This is a genomic window from Streptomyces sp. NPDC101194 (assembly GCF_044767885.1).
In the GTDB taxonomy this organism is placed as follows: domain Bacteria; phylum Actinomycetota; class Actinomycetes; order Streptomycetales; family Streptomycetaceae; genus Streptomyces.
In genome coordinates this window covers 270,708-295,437 of sequence record NZ_JBIWOS010000005.1, presented here as the reverse complement: position 1 = coordinate 295,437, position 24,730 = coordinate 270,708, and the positions used below count along the sequence as shown (strand labels likewise).

Here is a 24,730-nt window from a genome sequence, read left to right as displayed (position 1 = left end):
CGTCATCACCTCACGAAGGCGCTCAGGCCGCCGGTCACCGCGCGTCCGACGATGAGTGTCTGGATCTCTCGTGTCCCCTCGTAGGAGTAGAGGGCCTCGGCGTCGGCGACGAAGCGGCCGATCTTGTAGTCGAGGACGATGCCGTTGCCGGCCAGCAGTTCCCGCGCCCATCCCACGTTCTCGCGCATGCGCACGGTGCAGTAGGCCTTTGCCAGGGCGGACTGCTCGTCCCGGTAGACCCCGGCGTCCTGCAACATGGCCAGGCGCGTCACCATCGCGCACGATGCCGTGGCATTGCCGAGCATCTTCACCAGCAGGTCCTGCACGAGCTGGAAGCCGCCGATCGGGCGGCCGAACTGCTCGCGCTCCTTGGCGTACTGCAGTGCGATCTCGTAGGCGCCGAACATCAGTCCCACCGCCTGCCACGCCACCCCGCTGCGTGTCTGGCGCAGGATCTTGGCGGTGTCCTTGAACGAGTTCGCGTTCTGCAGCCGATCGGCCTCCGGAACACGGCAGCCGTCGAGCACGATGTCGGCGTTCTGTACGATCCGCAGCGCCATCTTGTTCTCGATCTTCGTCGCGGTGAACCCGGGGGTGTCCTTCTCCACGACGAAGCCGAGCACCTGACGGGTCTCGACATCGCGGGCCCAGACGACGACCAGGTCGGCGAACGTCGCGTTGCCGATCCACCGCTTGGTTCCGTCGAGGATCCATCCGTCCCCGTCGCGGCGCGCGGTCGTCCGCAGGCCGCCGGCCACGTCGGAGCCGCCGTGCGGCTCGGTCAACGCGAAGGCGCCGATCTTCTCGAAGCGGCTCATCGCCGGAAGCCATCGCCGTTTCTGTTCGTCGGAGCCGCAGGTGAGGATGGAGCCGATGGCCAGCCCCGTGTGCACACCGAAGAACGTCGCCAAGGACGCGTCGGCGTGCCCGAACTCCAGCGCGACGAAGCCCGCGAAGAGGTTGCTCGGCCTGGACTCCGGGGAGTCGGGGTCGGCCCAGCCCACAAGACCGAGCCTTCCGAAACCCTCGACCAGCTGGAAGGGGAACTCCGCCCGGGCCCAGTAGTCGTCGACGATCGGGGCGGCCTGTGTGCGGAGGAACGCGCGGACGGACTCGATCTTCTCCCGCTCCGTGTCCGACAGCAGTTCCTCGTGCGCGTAGAAGTCGGCGGGCAGCAGCCCTTCGTCCAGGTAGGGACCGGACGCCGTCGGCAAGGTCGTTGCGCTGCTCATTGCAGTCTCCCTCAAGCACCGTGGGGGCATGGCTCGGAGATCCGCGCCCGTCAGTCCCCTCCGAGCCCGGCGTCTCGGTTGTCCGGCACGATTTAACGCGGAACCAGGGCCGGTCCACCGGACCCGCGCCGCTCCGGGGTGCCGTTGCCACCGCGGACCACCCCAGTGGCCCGTGGCCCCCGACGCGTCGCCGCTGTGCGTGCGCCCTTCGGCCGCAAGCAGGCGCTCACCATGTTCACTGCCAACGCCGCGGGCGCTCAGGTGAGTCAGTCGATCGGGCTGCTCCGCGAGGTGCTGACGGCGCCCGGTTCGGGGGAAGCCCGGGGCCGGCCGACGCTTCCTCGCCATCACCCCGGCAGGCAGCGACACACCGGTCGCCGTGCAAGAGAGTTCGCGTTCCGTGCCGACCCCCCCGGGCCCGTCACCGGAACCGGTCCCCGCCGCAGGTGTGGTGGGGCACTGAGGCGCACTCACCTTGTCGAGCGTGTGATCACCTGTATCACCTGCACCGTGGAGGCCGTCCATTCCTCCAACCTGCCCACGAGGCAGGCGCGGTGATTTGCGCACCGGCGTGCACGGAGTGACCGGCGGTGCGCATGTGCCGCTGATCACGGCCAGTGGTGCGGGCGCCCTTCATCGGCCGGGTCACGAGAACCATGAACACTCCGGGACCGGGCGCGCCGCCATGCGTGCCGACGAAGGCACTGACCACTGCGGGTTCGGCCCGACGGAGAAGTCACCGCGTGGCGAAACCTATGATCTGCTTTTCATTTGGTCATGCATGAGAAGGAGGGGGTATGCGCCGTACGTCGAGTCTGCTGACCGCGTTGCTTGCCTTGATCGCGGGGATATCGCTCGCATCGGCACCTGTGGCCTCGGCCACGGACATCTCAGCGGATGCCGCGGATGTCGCGAAGTCGGCGGGGCAGAAGTGGGCGCTGCGGTCGGTACTCACGGGCAGGTACGTTTCCGTGGAGTTGAACGACCCGGATCAGTACGAATGGCGGATGAAGGCCAGGAGCGAGAAGGTCGGTTCCTGGGAGAAGTTCACGATCCACACCAACCACGCCGGCACGACGATGAGTCTGCGCTCGCTGGTCACCGGCTTCTTCGCGACCGCAGAGTACGAGGACGCGGGTGACCGCAACGGCATGCTTCGTGCCCGGGGCTACCGGCTGGGCAGCTGGCAGCAGTTCACGGCGCACTACTCGACCCCGCCCGCGTTTCTGAACTCCCCTGCCGGCTCGGTGGGCGTGTCCTTCGAGTCCGTCGACGAGTCGGGATACGCCGGCAGGTGGGTGGCCGTGTCGGGGGACGGCACACTGCGTGCCATGACACCGACCCCGGGCGAGGAAACACGATTCGTGCTGGAGCCGGTCGACGCTCCGACCGAGGCGCCGTACGCGTGATCGGCTCCCGCGTCGAGCCTGAACGTGATGACCTGGAACGTCTGCGCCAACGCCAACAGGAACTGCGGCTGGAACCAGTCTCCCCACCAAGGAGAGGCCGGGTTCCAGGAACTCGACGACGCGATTCGCGAACGCCTGGTCAGCTCGGTCATCGGCGGATATCCGGACGTCATCTTCTTCCAGGAGTTCTGCGAGAAGCACGCCAAGCGTGTGGAGGAGATGCTGGAGGCCCGGACGGGCAGAGGCTGGGACGTGAGGTTCGCGCCCATCCACAACCGCGTCGGCGACAGTCCGCTCATCCAGAAGCAGTGCGCCATGGGCGGTGGATCGAACGCTGACCGAGGGGCCTACGGCATCGCTCTGGCCGTCCCGGACGAGAACACTCCGCCACTGCGGTCAAGTCCGACCACTGGACCCTGTACGGCGCTGTGCCTCTGCCGGCCGTCTGATCCCGTTCCGAGGCGTTGTGGGGGCCGGGGCGGAGATCCGCCCCGGCCCCCGGTGCTCGATGGGCAGGCACCCGCTCGCCGGACAGTCATCCGTCTCTCCCTCACCTCGATGCCCGCTCGATCCGCCGACGACCTGAGAAACGCGGGGCCCGGCCGGTGGAGTTCGGTACGAGCCGGTGCGGGTGCGGGTCTCGTTCGACAGGGCGAGCATGGAAGGGACCGCGCCACCGAGGCCGACGGCAGGAAGGCGTCCGATGCAGCCGAGCAAGGCGGTCAAGGTTTTGATCGTCGGAGGGTCTGTCGGGGGTCTCGCGGCGGCCCACGAGATGCGGGCTGTGGGGGCCGAGGCCGCTGTGTACGAGCGTTCCGCGGGCAGGATGGAGGCCCGCGGCGCCGGGGTCGTCATGCAGCCCGAGGTGGAGGCACTGCTCGTTCGTCTGCGCATGTCGGCACGGGCGGTGAGCGTCGAGCTGTGGGAGCGCCAACAACTCCACCTCCACGGCAGGGCCACCCGGTACGAGGCCCCCCAGCTGATGACCGCGTGGGACACCCTCTACCGGGCGCTGCGGGAACCCCTTGCCGGGGTCTGCTACCGCCTGGACAGTGCCTTGAGACGGGTCCGGGTGGAGGGCTCGGAGGTCACGGCCGAGTTCGCCGACGGGTACACGACGCAGGGCCACTTCCTGGTGGGTGCCGACGGCATCGGCTCGGCGACGCGCCGACTGCTCGGTGGCAACGTGCGCCCCTCATACGCCGGCTACGTGGCCTGGCGGGGCCTGGAGCCGGAAGCTGCCCTGCCCGGGGATCTGCTGGAACTCCTGACGGGGCGGTTCACCTTTTTCGGCTCGGACGGCATGCAGATGCTGTGCTACCTCGTTCCGGGGCCCGAAGGCGAGTTGACGGAGGGCTCGAGGCGGGTGAACTGGGTGTGGTACGTGAACGTGCCCGAGCGCGATCTGCCGAGGCTGCTCGCGAGCCGGTCGGGGAAGCCGTACACGACATTCCTGCCGCCCGGAGAGATGGTGCTGGATACTGCGGCGGAACTCGCCGTGACGGCGGAAGCATCGCTTCCACCGCAGTTCGCGGAGCTCGTACGGCGCTCCGACGTCTTCATGCAGCCCGTCTTCGACCTTCCGCCCCACCGGATGGTCGCCGACCACGCGGCTTTGATCGGTGACGCTGCCGGAACGGTCCGCCCCCACACCGCCTCCGGAACCTCCAAGGCATTCGCCGACGCGGCCGGGCTCGCGGCAGCTCTGCGCGGATGGGCACCTGGCCAGGATCTGCCCGGCGGGCGGCTTGCGGACTGGGAACAGGAGCGGCTCCTCCGCCTGGTTTCCCTGTCACGTGCCGGGATCGGCCTGGCCGACCAGTCATCACTCGGGACGGTGGACGGGCGACGCTACTTCGATTCCGCCTGAGCCGTTCGGCGTGTCGGTACGGGCACGAGCGAGGGAGACGTTCAGACGCTGGGATTCCGGGCCGGTGTGTGCGGCCGACTCGATCGCTGCGCGCATGATCGCCCGCCGGAGGGGCCCACGGAAAGCCTCCGTCCAGGCACCGCGTCGAGGCGTGCAACCCCTGACTCGGCTCCTCCGCGCTTCCCTGCCGCACACCCGCGATCAGGCCGCGTAGCGGCCCGGGGCCGTCGCCCGCCGCCGTGTGCGCGGCGTCGATCGTCGATCGTGGCCGCGTAGTTCGGGTCCACGAACTCCCAGGTGCGCCGGGCATTGATCACGTCGACCCCGTTGCCGTACCTCCGTACCACCTCGGCCGAAGGCGCTGCCGGGTGAGTGGTGCAGCCGGTCGCGGTCAGCACGCGAGGTCGCCGCGCGCAAGGCGGCCCGGTCCATCGGGGTGTATCCGGTATGCGGCACCACCGAGTCCAGTACCCGCCGCGCCACGGTTCACCGGGCCCCGTGCGGCGCGGTCCGTGCCTCCGCCGTCAGCCGGGTGGACCGGCAGAGGTCGCGGAGCGCCCGTGCCCGGTACAAGCATGGAACATGACCGACGCACAGAGCGGCTCCCCCCGGGGACCGGAATACGACGACCGCCACGCCCGTACCGCGGGTGAAGTGCACGCGCCGAAACCGCACCCGGGCTACATGGAGCCACCCTTCGAGGGTTTCCTGCACCACCTCTCCCGCACCGCCTGGCAGGTCGTCCTGATCACCGGCATCGCCTCCCTGGTCCTTGGGATCGTGATCCTGGTCTGGCCGGGCCCGTCCCTGCTCGTCGCCGGGATCCTCTTCGGCATCTACCTCATTCTCAGCGGCGCGCTCCAACTGGCGGCCGCCTTCGGCACGCACAGGGCGACCTCGCTGCGTGTCCTGGCCTTCATCAGCGGCGCCCTGTCGATCCTGCTGGGCCTGTTCTGCTTCCGGGGCAAGCTGGAGTCGATCCTGCTGCTGGCGTTGTGGATCGGCATCGGCTGGCTGATCCGCGGGATCACCCATACTCTGGCCGCCATTCACGACCCCACCATGCCCGCGCGCGGCTGGCAGGCCGCCCTCGGCGTCGTCACCTTCATCGCGGGGATCGTGCTGATCGTCTCGCCGTTCACCTCGATCGGCGTGCTCACCCTGGTCGCCGGCTGGTGGCTGGTCGTGGTCGGCATCGTCGAGTTGGTAACGGCGCTCCGGCTCCACGGCCGTGCACAGCGGATCCCGCGCACGGTATGACCCCGTGCAGATGAACCCCGTGCAGTGCGTCGACTTCGTGCCGCACATGGAGCCCGAGAGGGCGGCCGAATTCGATGAGGAAGGCGCCGCTGTCGCGGTCGCCGAACACCCATCGGTCCACGCCCGGACGGGTGGAACCGGTCGAGTCACCGGTCCACGACCCGGCACTCGACCTGCCGCCTCGTCCTGCCCATCGACCCGGTCCGGGGTTTCATCCCGGCCCTCGGTTGCGCCGATCCGGGTGTTCTCGGTGAGTACGGCTTGCGGCACACCGAAGTCGGACGACGGCGTCGAGCCCGCCGCCGGGGGCTGCCTCAAGGCTGGTCTCACCGCCGCTGGCGTGGGTGAGTTGCCGGACCATCGGCAGGCCGAGCCCCGTGCCGTCGTGGTCCGCGTCAGCGGCCCGCCAGAAACGGTCGAAAGCTCTGTGCCGTTCGGCCTCGGACATCCCGGGGCCTTGGTCGAGCACATGCAACTCGGCCACGGGTGGTGTGCGGCTGCCCTCCTTCGCGGAGGCGGTGGCCAGCGTGATCGTGGTGTGCGGCGGGGACACGCGCAGCGCGTTGGAGAGCAGATTGTCGATGATCTGCTCCAGTGCTCCCGGCACCGCCCACACCCATACGGCTTCGGTTCCGGCCACGATGATGTCGACCCGCTGTTCATCGGCGAAGGCCGTCCAGATGTCCGCGCGATCGGTGACGACCGCGTTGAGATCGACCGCCTCCGGCCTGATCGCGGAGTTCTCCAGGCGGGCGAGGGCGAGCAACCCCTGCACCATACGACTGAGCCGCTCCAACTCCCCGAGTGCTTTGTCGAGGCTGTCCTGAGCACAGGGGGCGAGGTGCGGCTCGAAATTCTCCAAGCGCAGGCGCAGTGAGGTCAGGGGAGTCTTCAGCTGGTGCGACGCCTCGGAGGCGAACGCCTGCTGCGCCTGGAGCAGGTGCTGAAGCCGGGTTGCGGTCCTCGTGAACGACGCGGCGAGCCGGCGTAGTTCCGGCGGCCCGTGATCGGTGGCCGGCGGATCGGTGATCCGGCCTTCGGCGAGTTGCGCGGTGGCGCGCTCCAGAGCCTGGACGGGACGGGCGATCGAGCGGGCGAGAGCGAAGCCGATCAGGGAGACGGCGGCCAGGACCCCGAGCCCCACGGCGGCGAGGACCAGCCAGGTGGCGTGGACCTTCGCCTTGAGCGGGCCCAACGCATAGACAGTCCGCACCACACACCCGACGGCGGCATCGGAGCCACCCGGCACGGTGACGAAGAGGACCTCGGCGCCTGTGGACGGGTCGCTGCGGGTGCCGACGGCGGGCTGATCGCGCAGTGCACTGGAGATGTCCGGCTCGGCGGACAGGTCCCTGCCGACGAGGGCTCGGACAGCGGTGTCGGTGCGGACGATGCCCCTGTGGCCGGCGACGAGCACGCGACTGCCGGTGCGCCGCCCGTACGCGCGGGCCAGTTCGGGCAGGTCTGCCGTCAGCCCGTGCTCCATCTTGTCCTCGCAGACCTCGGCGAGCGTCATCGCCCCCTGCTGCGCCGCATAGGAGAAGCGGGACAGCTCGCTGCGGGCGTAGAAGATGCCGAACGGCACCTCGAGCACGAGCAGGACGAGCAGCATGAGGCTCAGATGGCTGAGCAGCAGGCGACGCGTCACCGCGATCCTCCGCCGCGCGCCGACTCCGCGGCGGGCGAGGAGGCGGCGCGCGGCGGGGGGACCAGGCGGAAGCCGATGCCCCGGATGTTCTCGATCCACGACGAGTCACCGAGCTTGCGGCGCAGCGCGGCGATGTGGACGTCCAGGGTCTTGGTGGGGCCGAAGTAGTTCGGCTCCCATGCCGTGTCGAGGATCTGCCGGCGGGAGCAGACGGCTCCGGGGTCTTCGGCGAGGCAGACGAGCAGGTCGAACTCCTTGGGCGCGAGGGCGATGGGGGACTGGTGCAGATGCACCTGCCGAGTGCGGCGGTCGATGGTCAGCGGCCCGACCCGCTGGATGTGGGACGTCTCAGGTCGTTGTGCCAGGTCGACCGGGGGCTGCGGCTCCGCACGGCGGGTGTCCGGCACCGCGGGGCGGGCGCGGCGGGTGACGGCACGGATCCGGGCGACGAGCTCCCGCACGCCGAACGGCTTGGAGACGTAGTCGTCCGCGCCCAGCTCGAGACCGAGCACCCGGTCCACCTCGTCGTCCCTGGCCGTGATCATGATGATCGGCACGGACGACCGGGACCGGAGAGCCCGGCAGACGTCGATGCCGTCCATGTCGGGCAGCCCCAGGTCCAGCAACACCATCGACGCCTCCGGTGCGGTGAGGCCGTCCGCCCCGGTTCTGGCGTGTTCGACGGTGAATCCGAAACGGCGCAGCCCCTCCATCAACGGTGCGGCCACCCGGTCGTCGTCCTCGATCAGCAAGACACGCATGCCGAAAGGCTCACAGACCTCGGCCGGAGAATGTGGCGCAAACGCCGGAATCTCCCCCGAGCCGGTGATTCTCCACGGTCGGCGTAACCACCGAAGCGCGACGCCATGACGAAATGCAGGACATGGACAGCGCGGAGTAAACCGAGAGTTAAGGCCGCGAATGTCGCCGTTCGATCCCTCCAGGTGACGGCTGAAAACCGATGAAAGGCCCCGAGTGCATGAAAGGAAAGGCCTCTCGGTGGAATCGGCTGGAGCTGACGAAGGGAAATGCTTCGTCGGACGAATCCGGAGACCCTCGCTGTATCTGCTCTGGCCATCCGCTTGATCGTCTTCCCGTAGCTTCGGTCGCACGGCCGGTGCCATCGGAGCACCGCGTGCCAAGCGCCTCGACGAGCACCTGGGATGCCCCATGCCTCTTGATGAACTACGCCTCACGCGCCCCGACCTGGTGGAGCCCTTCACGAGCACGCTCCCGGGAGCACGCGCCACCGTACTGGGCCGGCTGTGGGGCGCCTTCGTACGAGAACCCCTGTACGGAGTGACCGGGCGTCGCAGGGAGTCCGACACCCAGGTGGTCGAGCTGCGACGGGGCTGCTCGCTCGCGGCGGCCGAGGCCAGTGCGCGGCCGTTCGCCGAGGTGTCCGAGGACTTCACCGTGTCCGGACCGGAAGGGCCGATCAGCGGGCCGACGCAGCTGCTGGCCCAGCTCGGCCTGCGTACCCGGGCCGCCGGCCGTCTGGCCGCCGAGCTGGAGAACAGTGTGGTCAACCTGGCCCTGGCCAGGGCCGCCAACGTCGGCGAAAGAGTCCCACCCGCGGACTCGACAGACGCCGAGCAGGCGGTGATCGACGGTCATCCGCAACATCCCTGCTGCCGGACGCGTACCGGCATGTCGATCGCCGACGTACTCGCCTACGCCCCCGAGCACCACCCCGTCATTCAGCTGGCACTGCTCCGTGTCCCGGCCGACCGCTGGCAGCGGGCCGGCGCCTGGCCGCGGCAACTGTGCGACGGGGACACGGTCCTCCTCCCGCTGCACCCCTGGCAGCGGGTCCACGTGCTCGGGCACCACCCTGATCTGGCCGTCGTGGAGGAGACGATCCCGGCCCGGCCGCTGCTGTCGCTGCGTACCCTCGCCCCGCTGGACGTCCTGCCCGGCTGTCACATCAAGACCGCCCTCGACGTGCAGGTCACCAACTACCGGCGCACCATCTCTCCCGCCGAGGCAGCCGACGGGCCTCCGCTGTCCGATCTCGTCTCGGCCGTCATCGACAAGGCCGGATACGGCGGCAGCCTGCGTATCCTGCGGGAACTCGGCAGCGGCGCCGTGTGCGTGGACGGACAGCCCTCCGCAAGCCTCGCGGCGATGATCCGGGAGTCGCCCGAGCACCACCTCGACGCCGGAGAGATCGCGGTTCCCCTCACCGCCGTCCACGCGACCGGAGCCACTGTGGTGTCGGGTGACCCGGTGCGCTGGCTGGCGGAGTTCGCCGGGCTCGTGCTGCCTCCCGCACTGACGCTGCTGTCCATGGGGGTGGCGCTGGAAGCGCACGGCCAGAACACCCTGGTCGTGCTGCGGGACGGGTGGCCGGTGCGGGTGCTGTACCGGGACCTGGACGGCGTTCGCGTCAGCCCACGCCGCCTCGCCCGGTGCGGCTTCACGCTTCCACCGCTGCTCGGCACCCGCGCAGGCGACGACGTGGGCGCGCTCCACACAAAACTGTTCGGCGGCCTGATCAGCGGCGTCTTCAGCGAGCTGGTCGATGTCCTGGGCCGGACACGGGAGGCCGATCCCCGAGCGTTGTGGGGCGTGGTCGCCGAGGTCGGCCGCCGGGTGTACGCCGACCTGCCGAACCTACGGGACGCGGCAGCGTTCTTCGGCGACACGATGCCGCTGAAGGCGACCATCGCCATGCGCCTGTCCGAGAACCCGGGCAAGGCGCAATGGACGCCCGTGCCCAACCCGCTGGCCATGTGCCATTGAAATCCGACACGAATCGTCGTCCCACTGGAGTGACCGTATGACCACCGGCACTGCCCCCCATGCCTGCCCCGCCGCCACAGCCGTCACCGCGTCGGCCGCCGAGGCGATGCGGACAGCCGACGCCGTCACCGCCCACACGCTGCTCAACTGTCTGATCCGCGAGGTGTCCGCCCCCGAGCATCAGGTGACGGTCGATGACGACCACCTCCTGCTGCGCCTGCCCCGCCGGGGTCTCTTGCTGCGCTGCCGGATGCGCCGGGCCTCGCTGATCGGTGCCCACCGCTTCCAGGGCTCGGTGCGGCGGCTCGAGAACGACGCCTGGGTGACGGTCGGCTGGAAGGAGCTGGCCGGATACATCCACGACGAACTGGAACTGCGCACGGGTATCGCCAACGAAGAGTTCCTCAGCCAGGTTGCCGACAGCCGAGACACGATCCGCACCACGCTGGAGGCGCGGGCGGGGAGCACGCCGCATGCGGATCCGTACGTGGCGTCGGAGCAGTCCCTGGTGTTCGGCCATCGCTTCCACCCCACGCCCAAGGCCCGCACCGGCGAGCCCGCGGACTGGCTGGCGTACGGCCCGGAGACCGGCGCGCGCTTCCGCCTGCGCCACCTGGTGGTGCGCCGTCCCCTCGTGCGTGAGGAGGGCGAACTGCACGAGATGAACGTGCTGTGCCCGACGCCCGACCCGGGATTCGCCATTCTGCCGGTGCACCCCTGGCAGTACCGGCTGCTGCAGGGCAACGCCCGGTTGCGCGAGGCGATCGCTGCGGGCGATGTCGTCGACGCCGGAGTGGGCGGACCGGAGCTGGTGCCGACCGCATCGGTGCGCACGCTGTACCACCCGGACACCGACACGTTCCTGAAGTTCAGCCTGAACGTCCGCCTCACCAACTGCGTGCGCAGGCATGCCGGTTATGAGCTCTCCGGTGCCGTCGCCCTCAACCGTCTGCTCCAGCCCGTCTTCGCCGAGCTCGCCGGCCGCTTCCCGGGATGCGCACTCCTGGCCGAGCCGGGCTACCGCACCCTCGACACCTCTGGTGACACCGCCCTCCTGGAGGGCTTCGGTGTCATCGTCCGTTCCGGCCTGCGTCGCCATCTTCGTCCCGGGGTGACACCCCTGCTCGCCGCCGCGGTGGCGGATGAGTACCCGACCAGCGCAGCGCACGTCTCCCATCTGCTCGCCCGCGGCGACGGAGACGTGACGGCCTGGTGGGACGCGTACCTGCGGCTGCTGTTGCCACCAGTGCTGGCAGCCTATTTCGAACACGGCGTCGTGCTGGAACCCCACCTGCAGAATGTCGTCGTCGGCGTGAACGCCGACGGCACCCCTGCACAGATGCTCTTCCGCGACCTGGAGGGCACCAAAGTCCTGCCAGGGCATCACCAGCACGCCCTCGGAGACCTCCCGGACGACGTCCGCGGCCCTCTCACCTACGACCCCGAACGCGGCTGGAACCGGGTTGCGTACTGCCTCCTCGTCAACCACACCGCCGAAGTGCTCGGCGCCCTGGCCGACCTCGACCCGACGCTGGAGCCCGCTCTGTGGGGACTGGTCCGCGACCACCTCGATGCCTACGCCCGCACCGCCGCCGAACCGCCACGCCTGCGGGCCCTGGTGTCCGGAGTACCGCTGCCCGCCAAGGCCAACCTCCTCCTGCGCTGGTCCCGGAAAGCCGACCGGCACGCCACCTACGTCCCCCTGCCCAGCCCCCTCGGCGCGGACTTCCCCCGCGAGGTGACCCGGTGAGGCCCGCCCTGCTCGACCGCGTCGGCAGGCTGACCGATGACGACCTGCCCGCCTACGTCTACGACCTGTCGGCTCTGCGCGAGCACGTTCACACCATCCGGGCCGCGCTTCCGGAACGAGTCGAGCTGTTGTACGCGGCCAAGGCCAACTCCGATCCCCGAATCCTGCAGGTGCTGGCCGGGCACGTCGACGGGTTCGAGGTGGCCTCCGGCGGTGAACTGAGCCACGTGCGAGGGCTGATCTCCTCCGCGCCGATTGCTTTCGGAGGCCCCGGCAAGACCCAGGCCGAGCTGGTTCAGGCACTGGATGCCGGAGTGGAACGCCTGCACATCGAGAGCGAGCACGAACTGCTTCTGGTCTCCGCTCTTCTGGGCGACCGGCTGACCGACGTCCTGCTGCGCGTGAACCTGCCGATGGATCTCGGCCAGGTCGCCCTCGCCATGGGCGGCCATCCCAGCCCGTTCGGTATGGACCCCGAGCGGCTGGACCGCTGTCTGGAGCTGATCGCCTCTCACCCGGGCATCCGACTGCTGGGCGTCCACCTCCACCTGGCCAGCGGACTCCGGGCCGAGGCCCAATCGGCCCTTGTCGACAAGATCCTGACCTGGGCCGAGGACTGGGCTCACGAGCGCGGGATCGACCTGGCCGAGGTCAACGTCGGAGGGGGAATGGATGTCGACTACGCCCACCCGCACAAGGTGTTCGACTGGTCCGCCTTCGGCGCGGGACTGCGCCGCATCCTGGCGCGCCACCCGCACCTCACGCTGCGGCTCGAACCCGGCCGTTCGGTCACCGCCTACTGCGGCTGGTACGTCACCCAGGTCCTGGACATCAAGTTCAGCCGCGGGTCGGCGTTCGCTGTGCTGCGTGGAGGCACTCACCATCTGCGCACGCCGGCCGCGAAACTGCACGACCAGCCCTTCGAGGTGATCCCCGACGACGCCTGGCCGCGACCCTGGGACCGACCGGAGGCCCGCGACGAGCCCGTGACGCTGGTCGGACAGCTGTGCACGCCCAAGGACGTCCTGGCCCGCCGGGTCATGGTCGAACGGCTGCGCGTCGGCGACCGGATCGCTTTCGCCATGGCCGGCGCCTACGCCTGGAACATCTCGCACCACGCCTTCCTCATGCACCCCCGCCCGACCTTCCATCACCTCGACGACGTCGAGGCATCTGTCACCGGGGACACGTACACCCACCGGCTGTCATGAGCACAGGCTCCCGTTCGCCGGTGACGGCCGTGCTCACGGTCCGGAACTTCCGTCGCTACCTGCTGGGGCAGCTGAGCTCCAACATCGGCACCTGGATGCAGCGCGCCGCCCAGGACCTGCTCGTCCTCCACCTCACCGGCAACAGCGGCAGCGCGGTCGGCATCGTGACCGCCCTGCAGTTCCTGCCACAGACCCTGTTCGGTCTGGCCGGAGGCGTCCTGGCCGACCGGTACCCCAAGCGGCGGCTGCTGCTGCTCACCCAGACCGCCATGGGAGTGCAGTCACTCCTGCTCGGGCTGCTGACCGTCACCGGGGCAGTGAATCTGCTGTCCGTCTACGGGCTGGCCTTCGCCCTCGGCGCGGCCACCGCCGTGGACAGCCCCGCGCGCAACGCCTACATCTTTGAACTGGTCTCCCGCGAGCGCGTGGCCACCGCGGTCAGCCTGAACTCCGCCCAGTTCAACGTGGCCCGTGCCCTTGGCCCCGCCCTCGCCGGCCTGACCGTCACCGCCTTCGGCACCGGTCCCGTATTCCTGGTGAACGCGGCCTCGTACCTGGCCGTCCTCTACGGCCTGATCACCATCCGTACGAACGACGCAGGCTGCCACGGCCGACCTCGATCCGGCCGCACCCGACTGCGCGACGCCTTCTGCCACATCGCCTCCACCCCCGAACTGCTCCTGCCGATCAGCCTCATCGCCTTCGTCGGCACCTTCGGCCTCAACTTCCAGGTCACCATCTCGCTCGTGGCCATCACGGCCTTCCACACGGGCGCCGCCGCCTTCGGCTACCTCTCCGCCGCCTACGCCCTGGGCGGCCTCATCGGTGCGATCCACGGGGCGAGCCGTGGCAAACGCCCCACCGTACGCCGTCTGGTCTCCACCACGATCGTCTTCGGGGCACTGGAAGGCGCGCAGGGCCTGATGCCGGACTACGGCACATTCATCACCCTGCTGATCCCCACCGGATTCGCCGCGGTGATCGTGACCACCACCGCCAACGCGCTGACCCAGCTCCACGCCGAGCCGGATCTGCGCGGCCGCGTCATGTCCGTCTACTTCCTGGTCCTCCTCGGCGGCACCCCCGTTGGCGCGCCGCTGGTCGGCCTGGTGTCGGATGCTTTCGGCGCCCGCTCCACCCTGGTTCTGGGCGGCCTCATCTCGGCGTCCTCCGCGCTCGCACTCCCCGCCTTGATCGCAGGACGAGCCCGACGGCGCGTCCGGGTCACAGGAACGGCCCTCGCAACCGGCTCACCCCTCGGGCCGGCCCAGCCGGCAGGGAACCGGCCGACCGACCTGTGACGCATGTGTGGGAATCGACGTCGGCTGTCCGTCGAACCCCCACGCGTCCCCACCTTCCCGTGCCGTCGACTCGGAAGCGGCCGGATTCGCGGCAGCCCGACCCAGTTCAGCGCGCGACTCCTGGGCATCACCACGTCACGGTCATGGGGGCGGGCCGAACGGCGTTCCTGGCGGCACGGTGTCCACTCGACGGGGCCACCACGGCACCGCCTCGATCGTCGTCACCCCCGACGGTCAGGTCGACGTCGGGTCGGGACCGCGGCCGGTCGTCCTCGTCGATGGCCATGAGGGCGACGTGGAGGGTGTCCGCCTCACCGCATAGGACACGACCCAAGCCTGCTCGTCCCCATATCGGAAACGTGCCTCTTGACGTGTGTCAGTCAACGCCAATACCGTTTCGGCCGTTGATGCTCTACCGCGATCTGAATGTATTCATCGGGAGGTGTATCTCTATGCGTAAGCTCGTGCTCACCGGAGCTCTGTTCATGCGACTCACCCGCAAGGACCGACTGACCGCCCCGTACTCGTACTACTGATCGGCGCGGAAAGCAGCTGCCGGGGTGTACGAGCGCTGCTCGCACACCCCGGTGATCCCGGAAAGGTGAAAGGCGGGGCGGGGTGGCAGAGAAAGAGCTGGGAGACATACCGGGACCGGCAGGCGACCGCGTACTCGGAAATCTTCAAGAATTCAGCACCGATCCACTCCGGTTTCTCACCGCATGCGCGAGGGAGTACGGGGACATCGTCCGCATCAGTCCGCGGAACGTCCTGCTCGCGGGCCCTGAGCACGTCGAGCGCATGCTCGTCGACCGCAACGCCGACTTCGTCAAGCAAGGCCCCGAGACCCGGCGTGCGGGACGAAGGCAGAGCCTGCCGCTGTCCACCATGAGCTCTGACGGGGAGGACTGGAAGGCCAAGCGTCGGCGCATCCAGCCGGCCTTCGGCCGGGAACTGTCCGCGACGGCCGCCGCCGCCATGCGCGGGCAGGGCGAGCGGATGCTGGAGCAGTGGCGTCCCGGCCAGGTGCGCGACCTGCAGCAGGACGTGTCAGTGGTGACCCTGCGCCTGGTCACGGCTCTGATGTTCGGCGAGGAGTACACCGACTCGGAGATTGCCGAAGTCGCCGGGATGGTAGTTCCGATCATGGAGCTCTCCGCGTCACCGGTGGTGCTCCCCGAGTGGCTTCCCACCCGTCGCAAGCTGCAGATCCGCCGCAATCTCCGAGGGGTCGAAAGGACTCTCGCCCGAGTCGCCGCCTCGGGTCGCGCAGCCGACCCGAAAGCCGCGCCCGTGCTGCACGCGCTGCTCCACGGCACGCCGGCGCCCACGCCGGCCGAGGTGAACGACGAACTGGCAACCCTGCTCATGGCCGGATACGAGACCACGAACGACGCGGTGGTGTGGGCCAGTGTCCTGCTCGCCCGAAATCCGGAAGCGGCGGAACGCGTGTACCACGAATCGGAGAAGGCGCTCGCCAAAAACGCCACCGGGATGGCGCTGCTCGGCGAACTGCCGTACACCGACGCAGTTCTGCGGGAAAGCCTCCGTTTGTACTCGCCGGTGTGGATGACCAGCCGGGACGCCCGTGTCGATGTGACGTTCTCGGACTACGTTATTCCGGCCGGCACCACGGTGACGGTGAGTCAGTGGGTGAACCACCGCGACCCGCGGTACTGGAAGCAGGCCGGAGAATTCCGCCCGGAACGCTGGCTGGGGAAGGAGCCGACGGAAGTTCCACGCGGTTCCTACTTCCCCTTCGGGCTCGGCCCGCGCACGTGCTTCGGTGCCTCCCTCGCAGGGGTCGAGGCCGTCAGTCTGCTGGCCAGTGTCTGGTCACGCTTCCGCCTCCGCCTCGAGACCCCGGAGTCCGTCCGTCCTCGTCCGGCCCTCGCCCTGCAACCGCTGAACGCACGCTTCAAGGTGGAGGCGTGGTGATCGACGGGGATCCACAAGGCCAAGCGGGCGCTCCGCTCACTCCTGACGGGCCGAGCGAGCGCGTCCGGTGGCAAGGCGAAGCCGAACCGGCGCCCCTCGGCGCCCTGCCTGGGAAATCGCGGATACACGCTGTCGGACAGCCCGTTCACCCGCGAGGGCACCGTCGTCACCGCGAGCTGCAGAACAGGCGCGCTGCATCACCGTTTCGGCGCAGCCGTCGGATCCCGCGCGGAGCGTCGTAGCCGGTGTCGAAGACGACCGGCCTCGACGTCGCCGGTCTCCTGACCGGTCCGGACACGTCTTCCTGACCGGGACAGGGTCAATACTCCAGCTGTAGATCACGATCCGGGAGTGGCACGTCGACGGTGTCCGGTTGCGACAGGCGCACGCGCGGTTCTTCGCGGATGTTTCGTGCAGTCACGGAAGTGGCGCTGGTGCACATCCACACCGCTCGCCCATCCCACAAGAACCACAGCGGTACCAGGTGCGGCCCGTGATCAGGGTGAGCCGTCGACACCCATACCTGCCGCTGCCCGTGCCGGGCCCCGACGAGCGTGTCAGTGCTCCTCGCGCAGTGCCCACGGAGAGCCGTACGCGGTGAGCAGGTCGAGGAACGGCCGGGGCGGCAGGGCCTCCGGCCCGAGTACTCCGCTGCCTTCCCACGTACCGTCCGCGATCAGTTCGAGAGCGATGACCGGGTTGACGGCCGTCTGCCAGACCACGGCCTGGGAGCCGTACTCGCGCATCGACCACTCGTTGTCGACGACGTGGTACAAGTACACCTCGCGTGCGACACCATCCTTCGTTCCCTTGACCCAGGTGCCCGCGCAGGTCTTGCCCTTCATCCGGTCTCCCAACGTGGCGGGGTCGGGCAGACACGCGGCGACCACGTCGCGCGGGGACACCTCGACCGGGCCGTCCGCGCCGGGGACGGTGACCTTCGTCGTGGCGTCGAGCCCCAGGTCGTGCAGAGTCTTCAGCTTGGCGATGAAGTCGTCACCGAGACCGTACTTGAACGTCACCCGGCGCGCGTCCACCCAGCGGGGTATCAGAAGCACCTCCTCGTGCTCGACGTTCACGCACTCGACCGGGCCGATGCCGTCGGGGAAGTCGAAGACTTCCGGGTCACTGAACGGCGCAGTCGTGAACCATCCGCGGTCCCTCTCGTAGACCACAGGCGGGTTGAGACACTCCTCGATGGTGGTCCAGATACTGAAGGACGGCGCGAAGTCGTAGCCCTCGACGCTGAGGTTGGAGCCGTCGCGGACCCCGATCTCCTCGATGTCGTCGAAGAGTTCGTCGGCCGCGTACCGGGCAAAGACGTCCGACAGGCCCGGCTCCACCCCCATGCCGACCAGTGCGAGGCGGCCGGCCCGCTCCCAGGCCGCGACCTGGGCGAACTGCTCGTCGCCGAGCTTGACCCCGCACTGTTCGTGCGGGGCGGTCGCGTGCGGCGCGGACAGCGACATCGCCATGTCCAGATAGTGCGCGCCCGCGGCGAGTGCCGCGTTGAACAGCGGCATCACGAACCGCGGGTCGGTCGCGTTCAGCAACACGTCGCACCGTTCCTCGCGCAGGACGCGGCCCACCGCGACCTCGTCGGAGGCGTCCAGGCGGCGCGCGCTGAACCGGCCCTCGTGGTCCTTGTGCGTGGCGACGGCCGCCTCGGCACGGGCCAGGTCGTAGTCGGCGACGACCATGTGGGTCAGGAAGTCACGACGGGCGGCGATACGGGTGACGGCGGTACCGACGCCGCCCGCACCCACGAGAAGTACACGCATGTCACACACCATTTCGTTGAGACGGTCCCGGCGAGCGCCCGAGGACGCCTCGATGCAACACGATCCCGGCAATTAAGGTCTACGGCGTTGGCATAAACAATCCAGGGGAGGGCGCGATGCCCAAGAAGGTGGTTCCGGAGGCGGAACGACGCAGGCGGCGGCCGACCCGGCAGGGCACCGTGCTGTCGGAGAAGCTGATCGTGCAGACGGCGCTGCGTATGCTGCGGGAGCACGGGAGCGCCGGATTGACCGCCCGCCGCCTGGGCAGTGCACTCGGCGCCGACCCGAGCACTCTTTACCGATACTTCGCCGGTCTGGACGATCTGACCCGGGCCATCGGCGAGGAGCTGATGGGGCGCGCCCTGGACCGCTGGACAGCCACCGGGAAGTGGCGTGCCGACCTGCGCGCTCTCGGCCTGGCGATCCACGCCTCCTATCTCGCCCACCCCCAGGCCGCCCTGCTGACCGCCAGCCGGGTCACCGGGCGCCCCCGGGAGATCGAGGTGGACGAGACGATTCTCGGCATCCTGCGCGGCGAGGGCTTCGGCGACGTGGACGCCGTCGGCATTTACCACGCCTTCATCGACCTGGCGCTGGCCTTCGCCGCCCTGGACGCCGGTGCACTGGCCATCAAGGACGAGGCCAGGGAGGCGGACGAGGAAATGTGGACCTCCACCTACGCCCGGCTTCCCGCCGAGACCCATCCACACATCGCCGCCACAGCACACCTGCTGGCGGACCGGATGAACCTCAGCGCCTATCCGGTCGTGCTGGACACGCTTCTGGACAGGGCGGAGACGCGGCTTGTCAGCGTGCGCAACGGTGGCAACGGCCGCGCAGCGTGAGCGCGCGGCCTCTCCACCGGGTTGGTGTGCCGTTCTCGGCCGGTGCCCGCCCTCGCTGCGCAGGGCCGAGCGAGGACGTCGACCACCTGCCGCGCACCGTTGTCATGACCTCCGTGCCGATCGGTTCGGCCGTCGTCGTCACGCGCCGACGCTCGGCTGCGCCGCCGCCGTCTCCAGGCGCCATCGGCGCGAACGTCACCGTTCCCACCCCCGGGATGAGCGCACCGCCTCGCATCGGTGTCCCCCGGGCCGGGCAATGGGCACGCCAGGCAGGAAAGGTGTATTCGAATCGTGAGCCCACGGATGGTAGGGGCGCAGTTCGCCAGAAGAAGGCGTGCCGGCCCGCCGACCGGGACGTGGGTGGGGGAGCACCCGTGCCGGGGCGGGCCGGCCTGCGATCGAGGACGGGGCCGGAGCCTCAGCTGACCTCGGCGGTCACCGTCCGGCCCGGTGGGACGGAGATTCGGGCGTAGGTGTACGTCGTCCCGTTGACCATCTTGGTCTTCACCGCCCGGGGCACCCCGTTGACCTTGATCGAGGAGTGACTGCCGGGGAATCGAGCCTCCCAGGTGTACGAGGGAGACCCGTTGTTGGTCAGCGTGGACTTCGTCGTACCGTCGTGGCGCAGCGCGAAGGTGCGGTCGCCGACCTTCAGCTGGTCGATCTTCAGCCAGTCCATCCCCGCAGGCAGCCGCGACTGTGTGGTGAGCGTATGGTGGGGCGCGTCGGGATCGACCCCCATCAGGCCCTGTACCGTCTGGCTGACCAGAGTGTAGGAGACCTCCGGATAGTCGCCGTTGGGGCCCTGCTTGGATACCGGGTGCTGGACGTTGCGCCGGTCGTAGACGTACTGCATCCACTTCCAAGCCGTGTCGTTGCGGTCGTACGCGAAGAAGGTGTCCGGAAGGTAGGAGATGGCCTCCATGTTGGCGGGCTTGCCGCTTCCGCTCGCCTGTTGGTCCACGTAATCCAGGTAGGCGTCCGTGCGTGCCCCCGGTTCCATGATCTGCTTCATCGGCATGAACCAGCTGTTCTCCTTGCCCCAGCCGGTGAGCGCGTCGCCGGACGTTGTGTAGCCGCGGATCATGGCGTCACCGGAGCCGGTGCCGCTCCATGTGGAGTTGAAGTAGGCCTTGAGGCTGTCGGCCTTTTGCTTGAACTGTTTGGCCAGTGCGCCGTCGCCCTTGTCGGCGGCGAGGGCGGACATGGCCCGGAACGCCTGGTACTGGGAGCCGATGGAGTCCCCGGACTCGGCGAGGTGTTCCTCGCCGACCTCGTTGTAGCTGGCGGCGCCCGCGAAGATGCCCTTGCCGGTGCCTTCCGCGACACCGTTCGGCTTCTTGTCGTCATGGAGTTCGATGAACTCCTTGGTGGCGTGCCTGTAGAAGTTCCAGAAAGCGGTGTCCTCGACATACGTATGGTCGCCGCTCCACCGGTAGGCCGCGTTGGCCTTCTCCACCAGCTCGAATGTCGCGGGGACCTCCCGGACGAAGCTGTCGGGGTCGTGGTAGTCGATGGACAGGTAGGTCCTGTTGTCGAAGTTGAGGGCCCATACGGGGTAGTACTTGTGCTCGGCGGTCGCGGAGCGGGCGAACGCGCGCAGCATCGTCTTGTTCTCGTCGTTCAGCCCGAGCACCGATGCGCCGGCCAGCTGGTGAGCCATGTCGCGGGCGTAGTAGGCGCTGCGGTGGGCGTATCCGGCCCAGTACGAGGGGCCGTAGGTGCCGGTTCCGGTGCCTGAGCGGTTGCGTTCGTCGACGTTGAGCGGGCCAGTGGTGCCGGGCAGTTGAACCCAGCTGTTGGCCTTGCGCTTGGCCCAGTCGAACAGAGCGACGACTTTGGGATCGGAGGACGTCACCACCGGGTCGGCAGGGGCGGACGGGGAGACCATGATGTCGTCGGCGTTGACCCAGCTCTTGCCTGACTCGAAGGCGAGCTCCAGTTCGTCGCCGCTCTTCAACGTCACGCGGCTGATCGTGTAACGGGCGTAGGTGGAACGGCTGGGTAGTTCCACGGTCCCGGCTGTCGTGCCGTTGACGCGTGCGACGAACCTGCCGCCGTCGCCGCCGGTCGCGATCCAGGCCGAGAAGTCGTAGGTGCCGACGGCCCCGGCCGTGACAGCCTGCGAGACCTTTTTGTCACTTCCTCCGTCGAGGTAGACGAGTTTGGTGCCCCCGTGCGGGGCGTTGGTGGCGACGCCGGTGCCAGAAGTGAAGTTCCAGCCAGTGCGGTCCTCTTCGAAGCCGGGGTTGGTCAGCGTCAGCAGAGGAGGAGCGGCGGCGGCTGCTTCGCCGCCCATGACGAGTGGGGTGAGCGGCGCGAGCAGTACCAGCGCGGCCAGGAGGGACAAGCGCACGGGTCGAGCGGGGCTCATGAGGCTCCAGTCGCTAGAGGAGGGGTGGGGGTGGCCAGACGCTAACAGCAGCCTTCGATGGCTTTCAATGCATCTGCATCAGATCTCTGTTGTCTGCGGCAGTAAATTTTCAATGAAGTCTTGCAAGTGATGTTGGCCGATTGCTACCGTCCCGTTCCGTCGGCCTGGCGCTCGCCGGCCTGATGTTGGCTGGGAACAAAGGTGGTTGTGCTATGGACATGAGTCGCCGCAGAGTCCTGAAGTCGGGTGGCGTCCTCGCTGCGGGTGCCGGTCTTGGCGGGCTCACAGCCTGCTCGGGCACCGGGAGCATGGGGTCCGGTGGCGGCACCGGTTCCGCCGGTGACGCCGAGAAGGGCAGTATCAAGGTGTGGAGCTGGGCGGGCCCGGCCGCCGAGTTGCGTGCGCTGGTGCCCGCGTTCAACAAGAAGTACCCGGACATCGAGGTGAGGGTCCAGGACATCGGCAACCCGGCGATCTGGGACAAGATCACCACCGCGATGGCTGCCGGCGGCGCGGGCCTGGCGGACGTGCTCCACATCGGTGTCGACTACCTGCCCGGATACGTGGAGAAGTTTCCCGGCCAGATCGCCGACCTCGGCCCCTTCGGGGCCGAAAGCTACAAGGACGCCTTCGCCAAGGGACTGTGGGGGACCGTCTGTCCGGACGGGAAGCGGATCAACGCTCTGCCCTGGGAGGCCAATTCGGCCGGCTTCTACTACCGCGCCGATGTGTTCGAGCAGGCCGGCGTCGATGTCGACGCCATCGCCACCTGGGACGACGCCGTCGAGGCCGGCAAGACCATCAAGAAGAAGACCGGTAAGTACCTGCTCGGCATCGACAAGCCCGCCTCGCAGGCCGACTCGGCCAACCTCTTCCAGATGCTCCTGCAGCTCCAGGGCACCATGCACTTCAACCTCGACGGCGACATCATGCTCAGCTCGCCCGAGGCGGTGAAGGCCATGACGATCATCAAGAAGATGAATGACGCCGGCCTGGTGAACGACATCTCCGGCGGCTGGAACTCCCTGATCAGCTCCATCAAGAAGGGCACCGCCGCCGTCGTCCCGTGGCCGACCTGGTTCGGCGGCGTCATCGAGGAGACCGTGCCCGACCAGGCGGGTAAGTGGGGAGTCCGGCTGCCTCCCGCCGTCCGCCGCGGTGGTACGCAGGCCGCCACGGTGAACTCCACCCACTTGGCCGTTTCCGGAGCCAGCAAGCAGCAGGCCGCGGCATGGAAGTTCGTGGAGTTCGCCCTCACCCGTCCTGAGTCGCAGGTGAAGATCTATAAGGGCAAGGGCATAGCGCCCGCACTGCTCAAGGCGTACGACGACCCGGTGTTCCACGAGCCGTCGAAGTTCTTCAGCGGCCAGAAGAAGGGCGAGATCTTCCTCGACGCCCTCAGGGCTCCCGCCCCGGCGTTCAACTACACCGGCGACTACGCCCGCGCGCTCAAGGCGGTCACCGACGCCCAGACCAAGGTCCTGCTCAAGGGTGCCGACCCGGCGGCGGCGCTGCGTGAGGCCGCTGACCAGCTTGCCAATCAGACGGGGCGCAAGGTCGTCCGATGACCACAATGACCTCCCAGCCCCGCACCGGGCGGACCGTACCCGGGCAGTCGCAGCGCAGCCGCCCGCCACGCCTGGCCGCACGGCGTCTGGCGCCGTACGCCTTCGTGCTGCCCGCGATCGCGCTGTTCGCGGCGTTCAAGCTCTACCCCATCGGCTGGTCGTTCCTGCTCAGCCTCTACAAGACTGTCGACGGGGTTGACACCTTCGTCGGCGGCGAGAACTACGCCCGACTGTGCAACGATCCCCTCTTCTGGACCGCGCTCAAGAACACGGCAGTCATTCTGCTGGTCCAAGTGCCCGTGATGCTCGCCCTTGCCATCGGGCTCGCCGTCGCCTTCAACTCGGCTGTACTTAAGGGTCGTTCAATTTTCCGCCTCGGGTTCTTCATGCCGATGATCACCGGCCTCGTCGCCTACGGCGTCATCTTCTCGGTGCTCCTGAACGAGCAGTACGGCCTGGTCAACTGGCTGCTGTCACTCGTCGGCATCGGAGAGGTCCCCTGGCTCACCGACCCGCTCTGGGCGAAGATTTCCCTCGGCCTCGCCCTCACCTGGCACTACACCGGTTACAACGCGATGATCCTGCTCGCGCGGCTGCAAACGATCCCCAAAGAGCTGTACGACGCCGCCTCGGTCGACGGGGCCGGAGCGTGGGGAGTCTTCCGCCATGTGACCCTGCCCGGGCTGCGGCCGGCGATTCTGCTCACCACGGTGCTGTCCACCATCGGCACCCTGCAGATCTTCGACGAGCCGTACATCCTCACCCACGGTGGCCCGGACAACGCCACGCTCACCATCGGCGTGTACCTGTACCAGAACGCCTTCGTGTACTTCGACTTCGGGTATGCCTCGGCCATCGCCTACGCCCTGGCCGTGCTGATCGGCATCCTCGGGCTGATCCAGTTCCGAGTTCTGGGAGACAAGAAGTGACGACCTCCGCGATCGGAACCGAGAGGGCGAGAGCCCGGAACACCCGTCGCCCCCGCAGCGTCGGCAACAGCATTCTCCTGACCTCGGGGCTCGCCATCGTCCTCGCGGCCGTCCTCGTCCCCTTCTACTGGCTCGTCATCGCCAGTACGCACAGTTCCCAGGAGATCTTCGACTCGCCGCCGCCTCTGCTGCCCGGCGGGCACCTGACGGAGAACCTGACCGCCCTCCAGGAGACCGCGTCCTTCGGCCGGGTCGTGGTCAACTCCCTGCTCATCGCGGTCCTCTACACCTTGTGCGCGGGCGCCGTGTGCACACTTGCCGGATACGCCTTCGCCAAGTACCGCTTCAAGGGCAGCAACGCGCTCTTCGGCCTGCTGATGCTCGGCCTGGTGATCCCCACACAGGTCACGCTCGTCCCCTTGTTCAAGATGATGGCCGAGCTGCAGTGGCTCAACACCTACCAGGCCGTCATCCTGCCCAATCTGGCCCTGCCCTTCGGGATCTTCCTGATGCGCCAGTCCATGGGCGCCCTGCCGGACGAACTCCTGGACTCGGGACGCATGGACGGCTGCGGCGAGTTCCGGCTCTTCGTCAAGGTCGTGCTGCCGCCCATGAAACCGGCACTCGCCGCGCTGGGCATCTTTCTCTTCCTTTACCAGTGGAACGACTTCATCTGGCCCCTGATCGTGCTGCGTGACAACGCGTCGTTCACCATCCCCGTGGCGCTCGCCTCGCTGCAGGGCGTCGACGACACCGACTACGGAGCGATCCTCACAGGAACCGCCGTCGCCGCGATCCCCATGGCGCTCGTGTTCCTCGCCCTCCAACGCCACTTCGTCTCCGGCCTGCTCGCCGGAGCCGTCAAGGAGTGA

General features: G+C 68.6%; 19 protein-coding genes and 1 pseudogene. 14 read left to right on the top strand and 6 right to left on the bottom strand.

Features of this window, described 5'->3' with window-relative positions; genetic code table 11:
• Positions 1-5 precede the first annotated feature (5 nt).
• The gene (locus tag ACIRP2_RS21190; protein ID WP_404252417.1) at positions 6-1,232 is read right to left on the bottom strand and encodes an acyl-CoA dehydrogenase family protein; all 1,227 of its coding nucleotides are present in this window, start codon (positions 1,230-1,232) and stop codon (positions 6-8) included.
• 797 nt (positions 1,233-2,029) lie between these two features.
• On the opposite strand from ACIRP2_RS21190, the gene ACIRP2_RS21185 reads away from it, so the two are divergent.
• The 3 genes from ACIRP2_RS21185 to ACIRP2_RS21175 all read left to right on the top strand — a co-directional run bounded on the left by ACIRP2_RS21185 (position 2,030) and on the right by ACIRP2_RS21175 (position 5,771).
• On the top strand, positions 2,030-2,641 hold the full coding sequence (locus ACIRP2_RS21185) for a fascin domain-containing protein (RefSeq protein ID WP_404252415.1): 612 nt from the start codon (positions 2,030-2,032) through the stop codon (positions 2,639-2,641).
• A 703-nt stretch (positions 2,642-3,344) separates the two neighbouring features.
• Positions 3,345-4,511, top strand: coding sequence for an FAD-dependent monooxygenase (locus ACIRP2_RS21180; protein ID WP_404252413.1), 1,167 nt, complete (start codon positions 3,345-3,347; stop codon positions 4,509-4,511).
• A 582-nt stretch (positions 4,512-5,093) separates the two neighbouring features.
• On the top strand, positions 5,094-5,771 hold the full coding sequence (locus ACIRP2_RS21175; RefSeq protein WP_404252411.1) for an HdeD family acid-resistance protein: 678 nt from the start codon (positions 5,094-5,096) through the stop codon (positions 5,769-5,771).
• A gap of 211 nt (positions 5,772-5,982) precedes the next feature.
• On the opposite strand, the gene ACIRP2_RS21170 is transcribed toward ACIRP2_RS21175, so the two are convergent.
• Together ACIRP2_RS21170 and ACIRP2_RS21165 are read right to left on the bottom strand one after the other, a co-directional pair.
• Positions 5,983-7,419 (bottom strand): sensor histidine kinase, encoded by a 1,437-nt coding sequence (locus tag ACIRP2_RS21170; RefSeq protein WP_404252409.1) that lies wholly within the window; start codon positions 7,417-7,419, stop codon positions 5,983-5,985.
• A complete protein-coding gene (locus ACIRP2_RS21165) occupies positions 7,416-8,180 on the bottom strand; it encodes a response regulator transcription factor (RefSeq protein ID WP_404252407.1) in 765 nt (254 codons plus the stop codon). The genes ACIRP2_RS21170 and ACIRP2_RS21165 overlap by 4 nt, the downstream gene beginning before the upstream one ends.
• Before the next feature lie 409 nt (positions 8,181-8,589).
• Here ACIRP2_RS21165 and ACIRP2_RS21160 point away from each other — a divergent pair, with 409 nt between their 5' ends.
• From ACIRP2_RS21160 to ACIRP2_RS21130, 7 genes are all read left to right on the top strand, one after another.
• On the top strand, positions 8,590-10,164 hold the full coding sequence (locus ACIRP2_RS21160) for an IucA/IucC family protein (protein ID WP_404252405.1): 1,575 nt from the start codon (positions 8,590-8,592) through the stop codon (positions 10,162-10,164).
• A gap of 37 nt (positions 10,165-10,201) precedes the next feature.
• Positions 10,202-11,914, top strand: a complete 1,713-nt coding sequence (locus ACIRP2_RS21155) for an IucA/IucC family protein (protein WP_404252403.1) — start codon at positions 10,202-10,204, stop codon at positions 11,912-11,914.
• Positions 11,911-13,125, top strand: a complete 1,215-nt coding sequence (locus tag ACIRP2_RS21150; RefSeq protein WP_404252401.1) for a type III PLP-dependent enzyme — start codon at positions 11,911-11,913, stop codon at positions 13,123-13,125. Before ACIRP2_RS21155 ends, ACIRP2_RS21150 begins: the two co-directional genes overlap by 4 nt.
• A complete protein-coding gene (locus ACIRP2_RS21145; RefSeq protein WP_404252399.1) occupies positions 13,122-14,426 on the top strand; it encodes an MFS transporter in 1,305 nt (434 codons plus the stop codon). Before ACIRP2_RS21150 ends, ACIRP2_RS21145 begins: the two co-directional genes overlap by 4 nt.
• A gap of 178 nt (positions 14,427-14,604) precedes the next feature.
• Complete coding sequence (locus tag ACIRP2_RS21140; protein ID WP_404252935.1) at positions 14,605-14,748, top strand: hypothetical protein; 144 nt, start codon at positions 14,605-14,607, stop codon at positions 14,746-14,748.
• Positions 14,705-14,962, top strand: coding sequence for a cittilin family RiPP precursor (locus ACIRP2_RS21135; protein ID WP_404252397.1), 258 nt, complete (start codon positions 14,705-14,707; stop codon positions 14,960-14,962). Before ACIRP2_RS21140 ends, ACIRP2_RS21135 begins: the two co-directional genes overlap by 44 nt.
• A gap of 82 nt (positions 14,963-15,044) precedes the next feature.
• Positions 15,045-16,361, top strand: coding sequence for a cytochrome P450 (locus ACIRP2_RS21130; protein ID WP_404252395.1), 1,317 nt, complete (start codon positions 15,045-15,047; stop codon positions 16,359-16,361).
• 331 nt (positions 16,362-16,692) lie between these two features.
• Here the strand turns inward: ACIRP2_RS21130 and ACIRP2_RS21125 are convergent.
• Both ACIRP2_RS21125 and ACIRP2_RS21120 read right to left on the bottom strand, forming a co-directional pair.
• Positions 16,693-16,893: pseudogene (locus ACIRP2_RS21125) on the bottom strand (pyridoxamine 5'-phosphate oxidase family protein); the annotation flags it as partial.
• A 25-nt stretch (positions 16,894-16,918) separates the two neighbouring features.
• Positions 16,919-18,142, bottom strand: coding sequence for a saccharopine dehydrogenase family protein (locus ACIRP2_RS21120; RefSeq protein WP_404252393.1), 1,224 nt, complete (start codon positions 18,140-18,142; stop codon positions 16,919-16,921).
• Between the two features lie 116 nt (positions 18,143-18,258).
• Between ACIRP2_RS21120 and ACIRP2_RS21115 the strand changes: the two genes are divergently transcribed.
• Positions 18,259-18,987 (top strand): TetR/AcrR family transcriptional regulator, encoded by a 729-nt coding sequence (locus tag ACIRP2_RS21115; RefSeq protein ID WP_404252391.1) that lies wholly within the window; start codon positions 18,259-18,261, stop codon positions 18,985-18,987.
• 418 nt (positions 18,988-19,405) lie between these two features.
• On the opposite strand, the gene ACIRP2_RS21110 is transcribed toward ACIRP2_RS21115, so the two are convergent.
• A complete protein-coding gene (locus ACIRP2_RS21110; protein WP_404252389.1) occupies positions 19,406-21,343 on the bottom strand; it encodes a hypothetical protein in 1,938 nt (645 codons plus the stop codon).
• A 236-nt stretch (positions 21,344-21,579) separates the two neighbouring features.
• Between ACIRP2_RS21110 and ACIRP2_RS21105 the strand changes: the two genes are divergently transcribed.
• Genes ACIRP2_RS21105 through ACIRP2_RS21095 form a run of 3 tightly spaced genes read left to right on the top strand, consistent with a single transcriptional unit; the run spans position 21,580 to position 24,730 of the window.
• The gene (locus tag ACIRP2_RS21105; protein ID WP_404252387.1) at positions 21,580-22,929 is read left to right on the top strand and encodes an extracellular solute-binding protein; all 1,350 of its coding nucleotides are present in this window, start codon (positions 21,580-21,582) and stop codon (positions 22,927-22,929) included.
• Entirely contained in the window at positions 22,926-23,858 is a 933-nt protein-coding gene (locus ACIRP2_RS21100) for a carbohydrate ABC transporter permease (protein ID WP_404252385.1), read from the top strand. Before ACIRP2_RS21105 ends, ACIRP2_RS21100 begins: the two co-directional genes overlap by 4 nt.
• Positions 23,855-24,730 (top strand): carbohydrate ABC transporter permease, encoded by an 876-nt coding sequence (locus ACIRP2_RS21095; protein ID WP_404252383.1) that lies wholly within the window; start codon positions 23,855-23,857, stop codon positions 24,728-24,730. The genes ACIRP2_RS21100 and ACIRP2_RS21095 overlap by 4 nt, the downstream gene beginning before the upstream one ends.

What these genes read in the sequence shown, in the direction of transcription:
- ACIRP2_RS21190 (WP_404252417.1), bottom strand. Translation starts at nt 1,232, where the DNA reads ATGAGCAGCGCAACGACCTTGCCGACGGCGTCCGGTCCCTACCTGGAC.
- ACIRP2_RS21185 (WP_404252415.1), top strand. Translation starts at nt 2,030, where the DNA reads ATGCGCCGTACGTCGAGTCTGCTGACCGCGTTGCTTGCCTTGATCGCG.
- ACIRP2_RS21180 (WP_404252413.1), top strand. Translation starts at nt 3,345, where the DNA reads ATGCAGCCGAGCAAGGCGGTCAAGGTTTTGATCGTCGGAGGGTCTGTC.
- ACIRP2_RS21175 (WP_404252411.1), top strand. Translation starts at nt 5,094, where the DNA reads ATGACCGACGCACAGAGCGGCTCCCCCCGGGGACCGGAATACGACGAC.
- ACIRP2_RS21165 (WP_404252407.1), bottom strand. Translation starts at nt 8,180, where the DNA reads ATGCGTGTCTTGCTGATCGAGGACGACGACCGGGTGGCCGCACCGTTG.
- ACIRP2_RS21160 (WP_404252405.1), top strand. Translation starts at nt 8,590, where the DNA reads ATGCCTCTTGATGAACTACGCCTCACGCGCCCCGACCTGGTGGAGCCC.
- ACIRP2_RS21155 (WP_404252403.1), top strand. Translation starts at nt 10,202, where the DNA reads ATGACCACCGGCACTGCCCCCCATGCCTGCCCCGCCGCCACAGCCGTC.
- ACIRP2_RS21145 (WP_404252399.1), top strand. Translation starts at nt 13,122, where the DNA reads ATGAGCACAGGCTCCCGTTCGCCGGTGACGGCCGTGCTCACGGTCCGG.
- ACIRP2_RS21135 (WP_404252397.1), top strand. Translation starts at nt 14,705, where the DNA reads ATGGCCATGAGGGCGACGTGGAGGGTGTCCGCCTCACCGCATAGGACA.
- ACIRP2_RS21120 (WP_404252393.1), bottom strand. Translation starts at nt 18,142, where the DNA reads ATGCGTGTACTTCTCGTGGGTGCGGGCGGCGTCGGTACCGCCGTCACC.
- ACIRP2_RS21115 (WP_404252391.1), top strand. Translation starts at nt 18,259, where the DNA reads ATGCCCAAGAAGGTGGTTCCGGAGGCGGAACGACGCAGGCGGCGGCCG.
- ACIRP2_RS21105 (WP_404252387.1), top strand. Translation starts at nt 21,580, where the DNA reads ATGAGTCGCCGCAGAGTCCTGAAGTCGGGTGGCGTCCTCGCTGCGGGT.
- ACIRP2_RS21100 (WP_404252385.1), top strand. Translation starts at nt 22,926, where the DNA reads ATGACCACAATGACCTCCCAGCCCCGCACCGGGCGGACCGTACCCGGG.